Here is a 17383-nt window from a genome sequence, read left to right on the forward strand (position 1 = left end):
TTAAAGTGTTTTTTAATAAAAGACGCATATATTTATTGCTATACTTATATTATGGTTTATTGAGGTGACCAAATATGCGACTGCGTGATTATATGCATATAAATGTGTGGTTGTTGCCTATACTCATCGTACTTATCCCTGTTATCCTCATAGTTTTCGGCAGTTCCTACATGACCACACCAAACGCATTTTATCAGACCACCATAAAAGAGGGATGGTCTGTAAAGCATGGTGATTTTTTCGTAGGCAGCGCATCTCTTGAAGAAATAAACATTGGCAGCGCCAACAAAGGCGATGTCGTAATACTGAGTCATACCTTACCCGAGGAACAGGTTCCTCAAGCATGTCTAATGTTCAGGACAGTTCTCTCTGTTGTCACAGTTACTGTAGATGGTCAGGAAATCTATAAGTATGGAGATGATTATCTTGCAGATAACAGACTTATCCCCAAGCATTATAATTTTGTTTCTTTAGGAAGTCCCGAAGATTATTGCGGAAAAAATGTCACCATCACTCTTGATGTAACGGAAAATAAAGCTTTTTCAGGATTATCTCCTGTTTACTTCGGAAATCGATATGAGCTTGAACGCTCTTTCTTACAAAAGAAAAGGCTTCCTCTTTTCATAGGCGGATTCCAAATCGTCTTTGCCTTACTTTTACTGACGTTATCATCATATCTTTATATGTATCATGGGCATGATCTTTCTTTGATCTTCACATCTATCATTGCCTTCGTTCTTGGCGCATATAATGTGGCCTTTAACGACCTGTTCTGTTTCCTCTCGGATTACGAAGCATTTTTTAATTTCCTTGAGTATTTTACGCTTTACTCTATACCGTTCGCCATCATCGCCTTCCTTATTTCCTCCCACAAGGAGCTTGCTTCGAACCTGAACAAATCCCTTGTTGGAATCAATTTCCTTTTCCCGATAGTCATTACTATTCTCCATGTTCTCAAGATTGTTCATATAAATATTTTTGTTTCGACCTTACATGTCATTGCGCTGATCGAGACTATAATAGTTCTCCCTCAGCTCATAGCGAATGTGCTAAAGCATTACAGAGAACGCAAAAACTCTCCGGAATACGCAGGAATGACCTCCGATAGTGTCCTCATTATGGGCCTTGCTATTTTCATAGTCTGCTCAGTAATTGACATAATTAAATACAACGTTCTCAAATTCCTATTGGCCGGTGGTGAAGCCTATGCAGACATCAGCTTCATGACAATCGGTGCACTATGCTTTGTTCTGTGCCTGTTCGTATTCTATTTTTATCATGGAATTGAACATATTAATTCTGCCTACATGCGTGAACACCTTGAAGGCCTTGCCTATACGGACTCCCTTACAGGTCTAATGAACCGTGCAAAATGCATGCAGTATATGGCAGCTGTGCAGGGCAAATTTGCAATAATTTCAATAGATATGGACAACCTGAAGCCTGTTAATGATACACTTGGTCATCAGGAAGGCGACAGAATGCTAAAAACCTTCGCAGACATTATGAAGCAGTCTTTTTCAAGTGCAGAACTTGTGGGAAGAACAGGTGGTGACGAATTCCTGGTTGCAATAGAGAATCCTCGCCCGGGCATATGTGAAGAAATGATAAGTGACTTAAGATCAAGGCTTGAGGCCTTCAACAGCCATGAGACCACCTTGAACCTCTCTGCATCCTGTGGTTTTGCTTATAGCTTTGAAGTACCGGATAACAACGCTAATAGTGTTTTTGTCCTGGCTGATAACCGCATGTATAAGGAAAAAGATATCCATCACTCCATGAAGCTTGGCAGATTCGTAAATGATATCATTGGCGATGCACCTTCAGGGAAAGGAGGTGCTACGAACAATGTATAAAAGAATAAAATTTTTGCTGATAGCCTTCCTTACTTTTTGCCTGCTTGTCACTATATGCCATTTTCTTTTCCGCCCCATTATTAGCGGGAATGTTTATAACATTGAAAACGGATGGTCTGTCGAATACAAAGGTGAAGCTTATACAGATATTTCGCTTCGTGATATTCCGAAGAAACTTGGCTATGGTGCGAAAAAAGGAGATATAATAACACTCTCAACATCCCTGCCTGCAAGTAATGTTTACTCATTTCCAACTCTTATGTTCCTTTCAAGATATTCTGCTTTCGATATTTATATTGATGGCGAACTTGTTATGTCAAGATTTAAGGATCTCTTAGAAAAAGATGAGTACATTGGCTGCAGCTACAATGTTCTGAGCGTACCCGACAGTGACAATTCTCTCCTACTTAAGATGACCATGTATATTGAAGAGGATGCCACATATAACTATTTTGTTGCGCCGGTTTACGGAGATTACCATGATGTGGTAAGGGCAAATGTCTTTTATAATATGTTTCCTCTGGCAACAGGTATTTTCCTTATCATATTCGGTGCTGCCTTTTTCATAATAACACTGGGTTTCTACAAAACCCTGCCAAATATTCTTTCGCAGCTGTTTTCCTCAATTCTGTTTATCAATTTGGGAATATGGCTTCTTTGCTATTTCAAACTGATCGATTACTTTGTCTACACGAATAGCAGATCAACTGAAGTTGAATACATATGCCTCTATCTGATGGTTCCTATGATCTATCTTATAGTAGGATGTATTCAGCAGCATTATAAAAACTGGATTTTCCTCGTTGTGTCCTGTACAAGCTCATTTATCTGTATTTTACTTATAGCACTTCATTTCCTTAACGTGATCCATATGAGCCGCACTCTGCCCTTTTTCCAGTGCGTATCCATTATGTGCTCAGTTTTTATACTGACGATATTCCGCAGAGAGCTGGTTCAGAAAAAGCTTTCGAAATCAGAGCAGATACAGCTGGCAGGATTATCATTTTTTGCCTTATCGTATCTGGTTAATTTCGTTACGTATTCACTGGAAATAAGATATATCGTGCCTTCATCCCTGTTGTCAACAAGGCTGATCCCCATGGCAGGGCTTATCTTTGTCTTTGCAAATCTGATCAACTACTTCATCTATATCTCAGAATCCTTTGCAATGAGAAAGGAATATGCTTCCCTTACTCACCTTGCATATGCAGATGGCCTTACAGACCTTCCAAATCGTTCAAGATACGACAAGTATATGAACGATCTTGATTCTGGAAATGAAGATTATTGCATCATAAGTCTGGATCTGAATGGACTTAAAGAGATCAACGACCATGACGGCCACGCTACAGGTGATAAGTATCTTTTGGAATTTTCCTCAGTGCTTAAGCAGTGCTTTGAGAACAAGGCTTTCATAGCCAGAATTGGCGGAGATGAATTTGTAGCCATTATGAAAAAAGAGTACTTTGACGAAGTCGACAGTTTGCTGACGAGACTCAAAGATGCTCTGGAGGTAAAAAATGTTCTTTACCCGGATTACAGGCGAAGTGTGGCAACCGGTTATGCATTCAGCACCGAGGTCGAAGGCCAGGACTCTCACAGCGTTTATCTTCTTGCGGATAAGAGAATGTATGAGAACAAAAAGCTGATGCATGCAAAGCTTGGAATCACTGCAAGAATTTAAAAATCACCCAGGAAGCACTATTTTAATTCTGCCTCTTGGGTGACTTTCTTTTCTCATAAATCTATAGGCCCATCTATTTTCCAAGCATTTTTTCAAGCTCAGCCTGTGCATCCGCAAGACCCGCATCAACTGTCTTTTCCCCGTCAATTATCTTGCCCATCTCGTTGCCGAGAATTGTATAAAAATCTGTCCACTCAACCATATCAGGTCTGTATACCCCGTTCTCCAATGCTGCACATACAGCCTTGAATGGAGGATTCTCTGCTACAATTTTTTCATCGGCAAGACTCGAATATCTGCATGGTACTCCGCCGTATTCCACTGTTTTCTTTTGCACCTCAGGGTCCATCAGATACTTTAGAAGCTCTACTGCCAATTCCTTCTTTGTGCTGCTCCTTGGAACTCCTATTGTCCATATTCCATAGACATTGGCATTATGTGCCTCCGCATCATCAGATGCTTTACCTGTGAGTGCAATATAGTCAGACGAGGATCTGGCTGTGGGTGTATACCACCCGGGCCATCCTATTGCCATGGCTGCAGCTCCATTAGCTATTGCCATTATGAGGTCATCTCTGCTCTCAGATTTCCCTGTTCCTATGAGTTCAAGATAAAAATTCAGAGCTTCTTTAAATTCTTTTGTATCAACTGTGGGATTATTGTTTTCATCAACAACCCATCCACCAAAGGATCTAAGTATCGGCAAAAAATCCACAACATAATTATTGGGAGAATCACCGCGGTACATAAAACCAAGATTCCCCTTCTCTTTTGCCGCCTTACAAACATCATGAATCTCGCTAAGAGATGTCAGCTGATCTACGCCATATCCTGCCTTTTCAACTACCTTTTTATTGAAAAGCAATACCGTCACATTTCCATAATACGGCGCAACATAGACTTCGCCTTCGCTATAACAGATCGTCTTAGTGGCATCTATAATATCATCATCAAGCTCATAGCCTTCCTTTGTAAGACTGATGAGCGCTTGTTTCGCGGTCATTTCGCCCTTCCATGATCCATCTACCATACAAAGATCATACTGTCCCTCTGGTTTTTCAGCTTCTTCAAGGATACCTTTATGAAGCTCTTCTTCTCCTAATTCAAGCACGTCACAAATAACCTGATGCTCTTCTTCAAAGGGTACAAGGCACGATTTAATGGCATCAGAATAGACTCCGGATCGCAAAGCAAGAGTGATATGCTCTGCTGTGTCAGGATCAACATTCGAAACGCTCTGACTCTTCTGATTCTTCCCACAGGACAGTGCACACATGACCATGACAGTCACCAGTATGATGCACAAAGCCCGTTTAAACTTCATACTTCCGCACTCTCCTTTCTATCATCCAGATATCGCTGCATTTTATCCATAACATCATCACGGCATGCATCGATCCTGCTCATTGGAATATTGCAAAAACATGCTACTAATCCTTCATCAAGCTGTGTGCCTGCTGCAAGTCTCAGCTCGGATATAGCCTCAGCATAAGGTAATGATGCCTTATATGAACGATTCATTGTTATAGCGGAATAAGTATCCGCTATCGCTATCATCCTGGCACCTAAAGGAATCTGATCTCCTGCCAGCTGATGATAACCCTTACCATCAATTCTCTCATGATGATATTGAATATATGAAAGCGCCTTTCCCATTCCCGGCGTATTCTCAAGCATTTTTACACCTATATCCGGGTGCTGCCTGACAATTTCCCATTCAGATTTTCCAAGCTTTCCTGCTCGCTCGATGATTGAATCCGGTATTCCGCTTTTTCCAATGTCAAGAAGCAGTGACGCATAATGAAGGTCCGTCTGATTCACTCTCAGTCTGTCCCAAAGTGGCATAAACTCATACAACAGCATTGTAAGATTATGTACATGAAGTGAATGACCTTCAAGATTAGGATTTTCAGCTTCGATGATACCCACCAAAAGCTCCAGTATGTCTGCTGTTCTCTTTTTCCTAACATGTATTTTGTACAAAGTTACCCCTGATAAAGCAATAAATACAAAAAGGAAAAACATGAGCAGGTCAATCAGTCTATTATCCATAAGTATCCTCCCCCGCCCTATTCTGTCGCATCCATAAAGCGTATCTGATTTTTACCTGCACGCTTTGATTCATACAGAGCTTCATCAGCACGCGTATATGCAGAATCAATGTCTCTGTCGTTTGGTGTTATCTCAGTAACTCCGAGAGATGCATGTATCCCGTGAAGCTCTCCGACTTCAACGCTATTAAGCGTCTTCAAAATATTCTGCAAGACCCTCTTAACATTTTCACGATTTTCCATTCCACGCAGAAATAGAATAAACTCGTCTCCGCCAAGCCTTCCGGGAAAACTGCTTTTCTCTTTCAGGACCTTCTCCTGAAAAGCCCACTTTTCAGACAAATCCAGGTGAAGGCCATCAATTATAGCCTGCCCTGCAATCTGTATAGCCTTATCACCCATCTGATGACCAAGCTTGTCATTTATCTGCTTAAATTCATCAAGGTCTATGAGACACATTGCCATATATTCATCATGAGGATTTGAGAGAATATTACTTGCAATTGAAAAGAATCTGCCTCTGTTAAGCAGAGAGGTAAGCGCGTCAAAGCTTGATTTTATCTCAAGCTCCCGCTGAATCTGGATATTTCTTTGAAGGGTAACAAACTGCTGCATTCTTGTCCTTTGGAATGCAAAATGCAGAACTATGGATAACGAAACAAAAATGATCATATTATAAAGATCCTGATTCGCTATAGAAGCTGTTTTCACAGTAAATGATGAAAAGAGGAATATTGCAGAACAAATTATGATACCCGCTAAAGTTCTAAGCATAGTGGAAATAAAAGAAAATGACAAAACAACAATCATAACCATAAATAATGTAGCTGTCATGTATGGCTGATCACAGGAAATCTGAGTTGCATATGTAATCCAGATAATAATATTAGCAATAACAAGAACCGTAATCCTGGCAGTTGTCTGCTTCTTTCCTACAACTCTGCATATAATAAAAAACAAAGCAGAAACAACTGCATAGATTATATACAGTCCCATTCCACTCTGATTTACGCTAAAGATATCTAATGCAGAAAAAATCGCACAAAGAACATTAACAATAAAAAACCATACATTCAAAATGATTACATGTTTCTTATTGGTGCTGTTAATGAGCTCTGAGCATTCATCTGCAATTGCTTTATCATACCCGTAATGATTCAGACTTTGAGCAGTCATGTTCTGTCCTCTTATTCGAATCCACATAACATGCCAATATACATCTATCATTACTGTAGCAGATAAATCTAATAATTATATAAACACAAAATAATATTTATATGATGCATGCCTTCAGTTTTTGTGCCGCGAGGCGAAGCCCATCATCATTCATGATAATGTCCCCTCCAAAAAGGTTTTCGCTTTGAGGTGTTAAAATACCTCTCTCAACTACCTGCGCAATCGCATTGGCACAGATTCTGCAATCATAAATATCCCGAAGAGCTTTTGAAACTCCCCAGTCTATGTCTTTTAAACCCAGAACATCTTTGATGAATGCATAAATAATCATAGCCGCTTTTTTCTTTGTGACAGACTGTTCCAACATAGCATCTGAATTATCTGCCATCATATGTTTAAAAAATGCAGCTGTATCTCCTGCCGAAGCAGGAGATTGTTCAATTATGTAATCTATAAATTCAGCTGTTTTCATACTTCTTAATTAAATAAAAATCAGTTTGGTGTCACAACAACCGTTATACTGTCGCAGGCCTTTAAACCATTAGCCTCGAATACACCACTTGTATTCTCAGATTCTTCCTTGGTCCATACATCTTTAACACTGTATTTAGCGCCGGTTTTTATCTTGTCTCCAAATGCCTTCTTAATCTCATCAATGCTTACTTTATATGTCCCGGTCTTGTCTTCCTGGCTGACATTGAAGAAGGTTATTGCTAATCTGTCACCTGTAAGAGGTTTCACAAGAATATCAACGCGGTTAATATCTCTGATATACTCCTTGTCAGGTCTTCCCTTTGCCAGGGTTGAATAAACACGCTTAGCCTGGATTCCAAGAGCATCCTGATTAAGAGCTATCAGATCCTCGTTGGCGATAATGTTATATATCCAGTCTCCTTTTTCCACTCTTCTAAGGTCAAGTCCAAGCATCAAAGGTGAATTCATCACGCTCCACAGTGTCATATGGCTCTTGCACTGCGTCTCATCAAGGCCGTTCATTCCTACCATAAGCATATCCGGGTCATTCCAGCCCTTATCGAGTCCTGCAAACTCATCCATGATAACCGCCTTGTTGTACTGTGTTGTCACACTGGGAGTGTAATCATCCTTCCAGTCACCGTGTCCCGGATCTCCATCACTTCCAACACGGAATGTGATGTCATTAAGAATTCTCCAGCAATCACACACCTTGTACGCCCAGTTCTGAGGATGGCTCTTACCCCACTCACAAGCTGAATAATAAATGTCATGATCAGGAGCTGCATCGTTTAGCGCCTTAAGAATTCTGGAATATGAATTCAGAGTATTCTCCTGTCTTCTGTGATTCATTACTCTTATATGATTTACGCCCTTTTTAAGAGTAACCTTTATGGGCGCGCTCCAGTTATATGCATTATCGGCTGCATCCTTCTTAGCATTCTCTTCATCAAGATCAGGCATATTGTTATCCACCGGATTATCTCTCTTGTCCGGATCATTTAAGTTCTTATCGGAAAGCTCTTCAGCAAGGCCCTCTGTAAGGAAGTCATCGTAGAAGTATTCTTCATCAACTGCAAGCTGAAGCCAGTCACCGCAGCCTTCTACTCTTCCGGACTGATATTCAACCTGAAGTTTATACTCTCCGGCCTTGGCAGCATCGTACTCAAAAACAAGCTCACTGCTTCTTACTCCCACAGGTGATGCATCCGGGCCAGTGCCATCAAAGGTTCCAAGTCCGGTTACATGATCACCCTCTACCACTGCACGATCTCCGGTAATTTTTCCGTCAGCTACTGCGCTTAAAGTAACCTCATTATCGCCACAGATTTTTATAGCCTTGATATTCGGAGTGAAGGTATATGCTGCATTCTCAGAGTTTGAGAAGGTCGCGTTATCGAAAGGATAATAGCAGTTATCAACCTTCATAAAATCTACACCCCACTCGATATAGCTCTTTGCATCTACATCCTCATAGCCGCAGATGCCGACTCTTGCTCCTGAGCAGGTCTTAACACCTATGTCGTTATACATACCAAACTTAAGGCCCTTGCCATGAACATAGTCTGAAATAGCCTTAAAGCCACTGGGAAATTTGGTCTCTTCACTTGTAAGCTTCCCATCGACTCTCTCAGGTTTATAACAGCCATCATCGAGAACCACATACTGATAGCCCAGCTTATCCAGTCCAAGCTCCACCATCTTATCTACCATTGCTTTGGTGAGCGCTTCTGTGTTGCCACTTCCGAAAGCATTCCAGCTGTTCCATCCCATAGCCGGAAGATGCTGCTTCTTTTTTCCATATAAAATCTCTTTATTATCAAAATTATTGAAACGGCCGTTCTCGGATATTTTGTCGGGTCTAAGCATAATTCCTCCTAATAAAAAAACGATTCCGGGAAGAAAACCTTCCCGGAACTCTGGTGTGTTCTTCATTATTAACTTATCTTAGATTGTTGCAAAACTCTTCTCATTATTTGCCTTAATGTATTCAATTAATGCTTATTGCAGCAGCGATGTTTTCAGATTTCAATAAACTCGCCGGGCTCAGCTATCATGACCTTCTGTCCGGGATACTTAACCTCAACATAGTCTGTAAAATCTACCGGATTTGCACTGTTTCCCGCAAACATATCATAGTGCCCCGGAACTGCCAGTGCAGGCTTCATGGCTCCTACAACGTCTGCTGCCTCCTGGAACGTCATATTTCCAATGCAGTTCTCGCTGTACCTTCTGGCATCTCTGCCATTTATCGGCGGAAACATCACATCAAAGGGCCCAATCTTTCTGAGCTTTGCATAGACGCCTTCATACAGACAGGTATCACCCATATGGCAAATCTTTTTCCCACTAATAGTCACAATATACATGAGGTATGGATGAAGTCCTTCGGGAGATTCATCAAGGAATTCATGAGCTGCCGGGATTGCTTCAATATGAGCCTCTCCCTCATCAGCACTTACTCCTTCATCTACAAATATAAAGCGACCTTCTTCTATTCCAAGTTCACCCGGTAGTGTTTTCTCAAAAAACTTAGGTGCCACGAATTTGATATCCGGATTCACCTTCGCGATTTTCTTCCAGGCCTCTCTGTCGATATGATCAAGATGATCGTGGGTTCCAAAGATAAGTGAGACATCTGTGAGATCCTCTGCATTCACAACATTAGGAACCTGTCTGTCAGGATCATCGGACAAAAAGAGATCAATACCTATCTTGTATCCTGTTTCGGTATTCTGCAAAATAATACCCTGCTGCCCTGTTCTCATAAATCTTACTGCCATAATTGTTCTCCTTTATACTCAGTATTATGACATTTTGGATCAGAAAACAAAAGATGCCATACGTAACAAAATCACTTGAAGTTTCTTAGAATATCCAGGCCAAGCAAAAGTGCCTTTTCGTGGGAATCTCCGCCGAAATCCCTGGCATCATACTCATGGACATTTGCAAGTGAATCCGCGGTGAACAGGAACTGTCCAAAGCTTGCACCTCTTTTCCTGCTGCAGGCTGCAAGGGCAGAGCACTCCATCTCTACAACCGAGCATCCCTCTTCAAGTCGATATTTAACCATATCCTTCGTCTCTCTGAAAAAACCGTCCGTAGTCCAGGTGGTGCAGGTAGTAAAAGGAAGTCCATGCTTTTCAAAAGTCTTCTCAATAGCTTCTATCGGCACTTTATCAAGCTCTATGTATCTTGAAGCAGGCTGATACATATAGGATGTACCCTCGCCCCTTAGCGCTTTTGTGGGAACAATAAATGCATTCTCAGGCATATCGGTAAGAACGCCGCATGAACCCGTTGCGATTATCTTTTTACAACCTCTGCATATCAGTGTATCCAATAATGATGTTGCTGCAGGAGCTCCGATCGGGGACTGCACAAGGCAGATATCCTCATCCTTTTCATGAAGAACATATATTTCAAATGTATTAGCAACAGTGATAAATTCTTCTGCCACTTCAGCGTTATTCCTCTTTGCATAATCGTGAACAACATCTCCAAGAAATGCAAACAGGCATTTTTCAGGAAAACTGTTGCCGTTGCTACCATGGTCGGCAGGAATAACCTCCGGGGATTCATCATCAAACTCAAGAATCGGAATATCACTTTTAATAATCATACGTTTCCTCCTTAAATTCATGTTCTTACCGGGCTCTGTTTTAAACAATTATGTTCCCGGATCTTAGACATTACAGAAATCGAACCATACTTACTTCGCCAACATAAGTGCCATCCTTTAGTTTGTAGGCTCTTGGAAGTATTCCGCACTCCTCAAAGCCCATCTTTCTATACAGTGCCCTGGCTCTTTCGTTGTCCTCATATACTCCGAGCTCAAGCTGATCAAAGCCCATCTCCTTAGCCTTAGCAATTGATTTTTTCATAAGAATCTCGCCAAGTCCGCATCCCCAGTATTCCTTATCAATGGCTATGGCAAAAACACATCTGTGCTTAACCTTAAGATGGCTCCTATAGCGGCATATTGAACAATTGCCTACTACCTTATCACCATCAAAAACCGAAAACCATGCAGCGTCATCGGCCTCTGCATTCTCCATTATTATTTCTTTTTCTTTTTCGAGTGTTGGACTTATTTCCTCGGGATATCTTATAAGAAAATGTGTATCTTCTGCTGCCTTTACCATATAGTCTATAAATGCCTGTGCATCATTTTCATCAGGTGTTCGAAGCGTAAGTGTACGTCCATCCTTAAGCGTCAATGTTTCTGTTTCGATTCTCATTAAGTTTTTCCTCCTTCTTTGCTGAGCTAAAATGTAATTTCGCTTGCGATATACTTTTTATAAAAATAAGACCTTACCAAGTTTTTGTGCTTGATAAGGTCTTTAGTCTTTTTATATGAATCCCGGAAAAATATATGATCCATTACAGCCTCATCTCGCACGTCAAATTATGCCCCTGATTATTATTCACGAGCACGTTAGTGACCATTCTATTGACGAGACTATAGTTTTTCATCATAGTATTTTTCCTTTCTGCAATCATTATGTGACTACTTATTTTCTGTAATCCTAAAGCCATACTGGCTACTTGGACTATGCATTACTTCTTTCTTGCAACAAGCAGGAAACGGTGAATGGTTCCTGTCACCTTGCCATTTCTGTCGATCTCTTCCTGCATCTTAAGAAGCTCATCGAAGCACTTATCTACTGAAAAATCCGGGAACTCCCACTCAATGATTCTTGCGAACCACACGAATGCACCTACGTCGTAGAACGAAATTGGTCTGAAAACTTCATCAGCTTCAAGAATCTCAAAACCTGCCTCTTCAAACTGCTTCCTTCGAATTTCAAGACAGTTGTCGGGAAATGGTTCCTCTGAATCCGGCAGTACCATCTGCACGAGATCTCTGTCATTCTTTGATCCAACCTGCTGAGTAACAAACACTCCGCCGGGTTTAAGCACTCTGTGTGCCTCCTTAGGATCAAAATCACCGTGACGATTTATGTAAATATCAAAAGAGTTATCAGCAAAAGGAATGTTTGACGCATCATCACAAGCCTTAAAATCAATTCCAAGGGGAAGTAGTCTCTCCTTGCAGAGCTCTACATTCGGCGGGTAACCTTCCGTTGCCGCTGTGTTCTTGTAGGGATGTCCCAGTGAAAGAAGGAACTCTCCACCGCCTGTGTCAAAGTCCAGAAGCTTCATATCTCCGTTTCTGTACTTGTTTATAACATCCTCATACTCCCAGGGAAGATCATCCTCCTCTTTGTAACGATCATCAATGTGAGAAAAATCCCAACCCTTTATGTGTGCAATGCTCTCTTCCTCAAGCCACTCTCTTCTTAATGTTTCAATTCTTTCTGTGTTCATAACTGCTCCTTTTCAAATAACGTTTTTAGTTTGTAAAATTGTTAGTCTCGCATCCATTATTTGTCGGTGCAGCCTCTGGCAGCTTTTAACCACTCCGGTCCAAATAAACAAACTCACAAGCCGGAGTAATCCGTAACCTCGATACAACCGCTGTCAGCTTTATAGCTGCACCGAGTAGTTACCTCGAATTCTCATATAATCTCCTTTTCAGAATATTTTCTTTGTTTTTGGAATATTAGCACTTAGTGTACGACTAATTTCCAAACTTTTCAATAGTTCAAATACAATTTATCTAATTTTGTGATAATTATGCATATACACATCCGGATGTAATACTATTATCAATAAATTCAAAGCTGCTTTATTCTGACTTAATCTTTGTAAAAACTTCTTGTCTGCCCTATAACAATGGCCTTTGCATCGTGTCCGTGTCCTATCTCATTGGTCTTAGCCACAGGAAGGTCATCACCAATATGCATCTTCAAAAGATCAAATACAGACAGCTCCATGCCGGATTTTTCATACTCAGTAAATGTACCAAGGAGTACTCCCGCCACCTGGTCAAACACTCCCATATGTTCTAGCTGTGTAAAAAGTGTAGCCATAGGTCCGCACTGTCCGCTTAAAGATTCAAGCAAGAGGATTTTTCCTGTCATATCAGGCCAGAACTGCGTTCCTGCAAGCTTTGTGAGGCATCTGATATTTCCTCCAACCACAATTCCCTCCATGGAGTCACCCTGAAGGAATTCATATTTCACATCGAAGAGATCCTCGTTTTTACCTTCAATATAGTCCTTAAATCTCTTCTGTTGGAGCTCTGCCTTAGACCACACCAGATTCTTTATCTGAAAGAGTACAGATGACTTTCCGCTTTTCGCATATATGGAATTGATCACAGTGGTGAGATCGCTGTAGCCCCAAAACATCTTGTCCGCATTCTCTATAACATCAAAATCCAGATATTTGAGTACTCCGTTTGCCAGATCTCCGCCCGATATGTCATATATCGCATCTATGGAATCATCCTTGAAAAAGTTCATCAGATCTTCGGCGCGTTCCTTGTCAGTTCCGCTGAACTTATCTATTTTATCTAAAATGTGCGGTGCCCTTACTGCCTCAATTCCCATGCCATAAAGCACATCGCAAAGCTTATCAAGCTCCGGCATCCAATCCTCTATATGCCCGTTTGAACATGCTGATAATCCTACCTTCATACCAGTTCTCCTCTACTCTTTTATTCTAAACCATAAAAAAATAATATCTCACAATACACCCATTTGCCATGATTTTACACTTATCTTTTAAGCACGTGATATCCAAAAACACCTGCCTCTTTTTGTAATTCTAGTGCATTGTATCCCTCAGTTTTTCATCATAGAATACTCTATATGAAAAATGTTAGAAGGGTATCTTTATTGGGGAAAACATATGTCAGAAAAAATCAGTCTTTTATTTCCGGATCAGACTTTAAAATTCAATAAATTAAGCGAGGTCACACTTCATGATATAGGCATGGATAACATTGTCACAAAGCTGTCCATTCAGCCTGCGGAGCAGACCTACATTTACAATGTAATGAGCATGATGACTGACTCAGCTAAAAACGCCAAATTCCGAAGCGAGATTTTCGATGACCTTATGAAAAATCGGGAAATGCGCGAAAAAATTGTGGCGCTTTTTGACAGGATAAATTTCCTTAGGGAGTACGGAAGCTACAAGCATGACCACGACCATGAGCTGGGTATCTGGGATCTTCTGCATAGACTGGAAGAAATCAACGATTATATCCAGTGCCTTGATTCAATTTATGAATGTCTGTCGACTGCTGATATCCACTCAGAAGGCCTTATCGCACTCAAGGATTATGTTCAAAAGCTCTACAACGACAACGGCTATGAGGGTTATTTCATTGCAAGAGACTGTTCAAAGGCAATCCTTGATAAGGGCTGTCGCACCATTTACAACACTCATATGCACAAGCTCGCCTACGATATAGATGAGCTGAACGAAAAAAGTGGTCAGTTCAAGGCAGCTTCCCTGATCGTCGCATCAGATAACGGAGTCCGCTCCTATAAAGTGAAGCTTGCCCCGCCGGTTGGTCTGTCCTATGCCGCAGATATCGCTAAAAAATATGGTGTAACCTACGAGATGCTGACATAATAATTTACTAAAAAAATCCTCAGAGCATTGATACGTGCCCTGAGGATTTTTATGTTTTTATTTTATATTATTTTTTACCAAAGAAATCTCTGTATGTAATGTGCTGGTCAAACTCAAGTGCACCACCATCAAGCATATAGAAATCTCTGTCAGAAGCATTGAATACCACAACAATCTGCCTGTCATTGAGTTTTATAATTCCCTTTGGAGTGCAGAATGCCTTTCCATGTAAGGAAATGAATACCGGATTTTCAGGCATTGTGAAGCCTTCCTTTATGTCAAATGTGACACCGGCATCTCTAACTCCACAAGGAAGAGTAACGTGAAAAGCACCAACTACATTTGCTCCGAGCTTAGAAGCAATTTTCTGTGCAGTTCCTGTATAAACAGGATTTACATGAGTAATAACAGCTGTCATTCCGGTTACTTCGTCAGCGTCCCGCTTTACTCCGCCAACACCTGTGGAAACAGGAATGAAAGTATCTGTCTCAACCATCTCAGCACCGAGAACCGCATTGTTCTCAAGCTCACCCGGCACAATTTTGTCGGGGCTAAGAGGTGCTGCACTAGCTGAAATTGTCAGTGCACAAAACAATGTTGTTGCCAGGATTACAGAAATAATTTTCTTCATTTTCATTACCTCCTAAAATTAGAACTGTTGAAATGATAGAACTACTTCAATTAGGCAACATCATAACCGAAATTAATTAAAATCCGCTTTATAAAGAATTAAGTTTTTATTAAGCCTTGCATTATCCCTTAAAGCCTGCAGATTCACCCATCTGCTTCTGCAAATCCTTGATCAGACTTTCTTTTTTTCTTGCATCCGCGAACACACTGTAGTAATAGATTCCCGCCAGGATGATGTATGGAATCGTAAAGGATCGATAGAGCTCAAACCATCCTCTTGGAGTAATCGTATCGAAGCGGCTTATAATAAGGAGCAGCACTGCAATCAGCGCACACGCCACCAGATATTGAATAACCATCATCAAAAGCGGGCTCACACTATCAAAGAGCCCATGCATCGATAAAACCACAGAAGCTATGATACATATCGCAAACATCAGGAGTTCGTTCATGTTATTAGTCTGACCGCCCAGCATAATATTGCAAACTGTAGCAGATACAGAAACCATCGTGTATGAAATACTGATCATTAAGGCTAAATTGCTAAAATACTTTTTCACTATACCATTCTCCGCATTTTCTGAAGATACTGATCAAATTCCTTCTTGTAGCTTCTGTTGACACAGATTCTCTCACCATTATCAAAATAGGCATAAACCTTCATGTTAAGGTCAGGCTTTAGCTGTTTTATTTTGAAAATGTTTATGAGATTGGACTTGGAAACTCTCACAAATCCATAGTTCCAAAGAAGCTCCTCGCACTCCGCAAGAGTCTTCATGATTCGATAAACACCATTTCCTGTGTACATGAAAAGCTTTCTGTCCACATAGTCCAGGTAGTATACCTCTTTTGGATCGATAAGTATCTCTTCACCATCGTCAAGATCATCATCCGCAGGTCTTCCTGAAAGCGATATCCTCTCTGATTTGACGATATCCATTATCTGCTTAATCTGTGGACGCATATTTGAGAAATACACGTCCACATGCTCATCTAAAATGTTCTTATCTTCGAATAGATTTAGCTTCATACTCCCATTTATAATCCGGCATTTGCAAGGAAATCCTCAACATATTCCATGTATCCTGCAGGATCATCAATAACTCCTTCAATGTGTGCACTGTCTACATAAGCAATGCTCTTTACTTCGCTTCCAACATTTTCATATACTTCCTCAACCTTCTCAGGAAGACAAACTGTATCTTTTTCTGAAACAAATACAAGTGTAGGAAGCTGATCATTTGCTACAACCTTGATTGTATCACCCTTGTTCCAGTTAACATGGTAGCAAATATCTGAGTAAAGCTTACCTGTTTCAATTAAGTAAGATGTCATAGCTGATTCCATTTCCACCGGGTCATCATCTGCAATGACGCTTCTGATCATGTACTCCATTCCGGGAACAGGGCTATCAAGTATAACGGCATCTGCTGCCTCTACGGTTCCGGGAGTTACGTTTGATGCATAAACTGCTGTAACCTCTCCGCCCATTGACTGGCCGTGAACAATAACCTTTGAGCTTCCAAGAGTCTCTCTTGCATACTTTACAAGAGCCTTAACATCGCGCTGCTCATTAACACCAAAAGTTACCTTTGTATCAGGGTTTAATCCGTGGCCTCTGTCATCAAAAGCAATTACGTCATAACCTCTCTCAATATACTGCTGTGCAAGAGGATAGGTTGCTACTCTGTCGCCGCCGGCTCCGTGTACAAGTACTACGCACTTGTCGCTATCCATATCGAAATATGTTGCGGGAACAACATTTCCATCCTCTGCTGTAGCTGAAATCTCTTCGCCCTTATATGTAGCATTAAATCCGTCAAGGTCAAATCCATATTTTGCAAGCTGCTTAACTGAATTGCCCTGAGTATCATTGTTTTTATTCTGATAAAATACGCCATCGGTAACAAGCTTTGCCATTCCGATTGAGCCGACAACTATCAGCGCTGCAACTACTCCTAATGTGATTTTTATTACCTTAACGATTGTGTTCTTTTTCATTTGTTTTGTGCTCCTTTTCT

General features: G+C 40.8%; 17 protein-coding genes. 3 read left to right on the forward strand and 14 right to left on the reverse strand.

Translation table 11 applies throughout. From position 1 onward, the window contains the following. The first annotated feature begins 74 nt into the window (after positions 1-74). Together G586_RS0100405 and G586_RS0100410 are read left to right on the forward strand one after the other, a co-directional pair. On the forward strand, positions 75-1856 hold the full coding sequence (locus G586_RS0100405) for a GGDEF domain-containing protein (RefSeq protein WP_026526094.1): 1782 nt from the start codon (positions 75-77) through the stop codon (positions 1854-1856). Continuing rightward, positions 1849-3540, forward strand: coding sequence for a GGDEF domain-containing protein (locus G586_RS0100410; protein ID WP_026526095.1), 1692 nt, complete (start codon positions 1849-1851; stop codon positions 3538-3540). The genes G586_RS0100405 and G586_RS0100410 overlap by 8 nt, the downstream gene beginning before the upstream one ends. 73 nt (positions 3541-3613) lie before the next feature. Here G586_RS0100410 and G586_RS0100415 read toward each other — a convergent pair whose 3' ends face one another. From G586_RS0100415 to G586_RS0100465, 10 genes are all read right to left on the reverse strand, one after another. Continuing rightward, positions 3614-4864: an extracellular solute-binding protein gene (locus tag G586_RS0100415; protein ID WP_026526096.1), complete on the reverse strand. Its 1251-nt coding sequence runs from the start codon at positions 4862-4864 to the stop codon at positions 3614-3616. Beyond that, positions 4861-5592: an HD-GYP domain-containing protein gene (locus G586_RS21170; RefSeq protein ID WP_051204304.1), complete on the reverse strand. Its 732-nt coding sequence runs from the start codon at positions 5590-5592 to the stop codon at positions 4861-4863. Before G586_RS21170 ends, G586_RS0100415 begins: the two co-directional genes overlap by 4 nt. 17 nt (positions 5593-5609) lie before the next feature. After that, positions 5610-6767, reverse strand: coding sequence for a GGDEF domain-containing protein (locus G586_RS0100425; RefSeq protein ID WP_026526097.1), 1158 nt, complete (start codon positions 6765-6767; stop codon positions 5610-5612). Positions 6768-6864: 97 nt separating this feature from the next. Next, positions 6865-7239 (reverse strand): hypothetical protein, encoded by a 375-nt coding sequence (locus G586_RS0100430; RefSeq protein ID WP_026526098.1) that lies wholly within the window; start codon positions 7237-7239, stop codon positions 6865-6867. 20 nt (positions 7240-7259) lie between these two features. Next, entirely contained in the window at positions 7260-9110 is a 1851-nt protein-coding gene (locus tag G586_RS26845; RefSeq protein ID WP_035771999.1) for a glycoside hydrolase family 27 protein, read from the reverse strand. A gap of 152 nt (positions 9111-9262) precedes the next feature. Continuing rightward, positions 9263-10024: an MBL fold metallo-hydrolase gene (locus G586_RS21175; protein ID WP_051204306.1), complete on the reverse strand. Its 762-nt coding sequence runs from the start codon at positions 10022-10024 to the stop codon at positions 9263-9265. Between the two features lie 71 nt (positions 10025-10095). Further along, entirely contained in the window at positions 10096-10863 is a 768-nt protein-coding gene (locus G586_RS0100445) for a nucleoside phosphorylase (protein WP_026526100.1), read from the reverse strand. A gap of 70 nt (positions 10864-10933) precedes the next feature. After that, a complete protein-coding gene (locus G586_RS0100450; protein WP_026526101.1) occupies positions 10934-11482 on the reverse strand; it encodes a GNAT family N-acetyltransferase in 549 nt (182 codons plus the stop codon). A 319-nt stretch (positions 11483-11801) separates the two neighbouring features. Then, a complete protein-coding gene (locus G586_RS0100460; protein WP_026526102.1) occupies positions 11802-12572 on the reverse strand; it encodes a class I SAM-dependent methyltransferase in 771 nt (256 codons plus the stop codon). Positions 12573-12943: 371 nt separating this feature from the next. Next, complete coding sequence (locus G586_RS0100465) at positions 12944-13786, reverse strand: LD-carboxypeptidase (RefSeq protein ID WP_026526103.1); 843 nt, start codon at positions 13784-13786, stop codon at positions 12944-12946. A gap of 214 nt (positions 13787-14000) precedes the next feature. Between G586_RS0100465 and G586_RS0100470 the strand changes: the two genes are divergently transcribed. Further along, positions 14001-14732: a hypothetical protein gene (locus G586_RS0100470; protein ID WP_026526104.1), complete on the forward strand. Its 732-nt coding sequence runs from the start codon at positions 14001-14003 to the stop codon at positions 14730-14732. Positions 14733-14799: 67 nt separating this feature from the next. On the opposite strand, the gene G586_RS0100475 is transcribed toward G586_RS0100470, so the two are convergent. From G586_RS0100475 to G586_RS0100490, 4 genes are all read right to left on the reverse strand, one after another. Then, positions 14800-15363 carry a hypothetical protein gene (locus G586_RS0100475; protein WP_026526105.1) on the reverse strand — a complete coding sequence of 188 codons (564 nt, stop codon included), beginning with the start codon at positions 15361-15363 and terminating at the stop codon, positions 14800-14802. Positions 15364-15484: 121 nt separating this feature from the next. Then, positions 15485-15922, reverse strand: coding sequence for a DUF6608 family protein (locus G586_RS0100480; protein WP_026526106.1), 438 nt, complete (start codon positions 15920-15922; stop codon positions 15485-15487). Continuing rightward, on the reverse strand, positions 15922-16392 hold the full coding sequence (locus tag G586_RS24400) for a LytTR family DNA-binding domain-containing protein (RefSeq protein WP_051204308.1): 471 nt from the start codon (positions 16390-16392) through the stop codon (positions 15922-15924). The genes G586_RS0100480 and G586_RS24400 overlap by 1 nt, the downstream gene beginning before the upstream one ends. Positions 16393-16400: 8 nt before the next feature. Further along, on the reverse strand, positions 16401-17363 hold the full coding sequence (locus G586_RS0100490; RefSeq protein ID WP_026526107.1) for an alpha/beta hydrolase: 963 nt from the start codon (positions 17361-17363) through the stop codon (positions 16401-16403). Between the last annotated feature and the right edge of the window lie 20 nt (positions 17364-17383).

This window comes from Butyrivibrio sp. VCD2006 (assembly GCF_000423925.1).
Classification (GTDB): domain Bacteria; phylum Bacillota; class Clostridia; order Lachnospirales; family Lachnospiraceae; genus Butyrivibrio.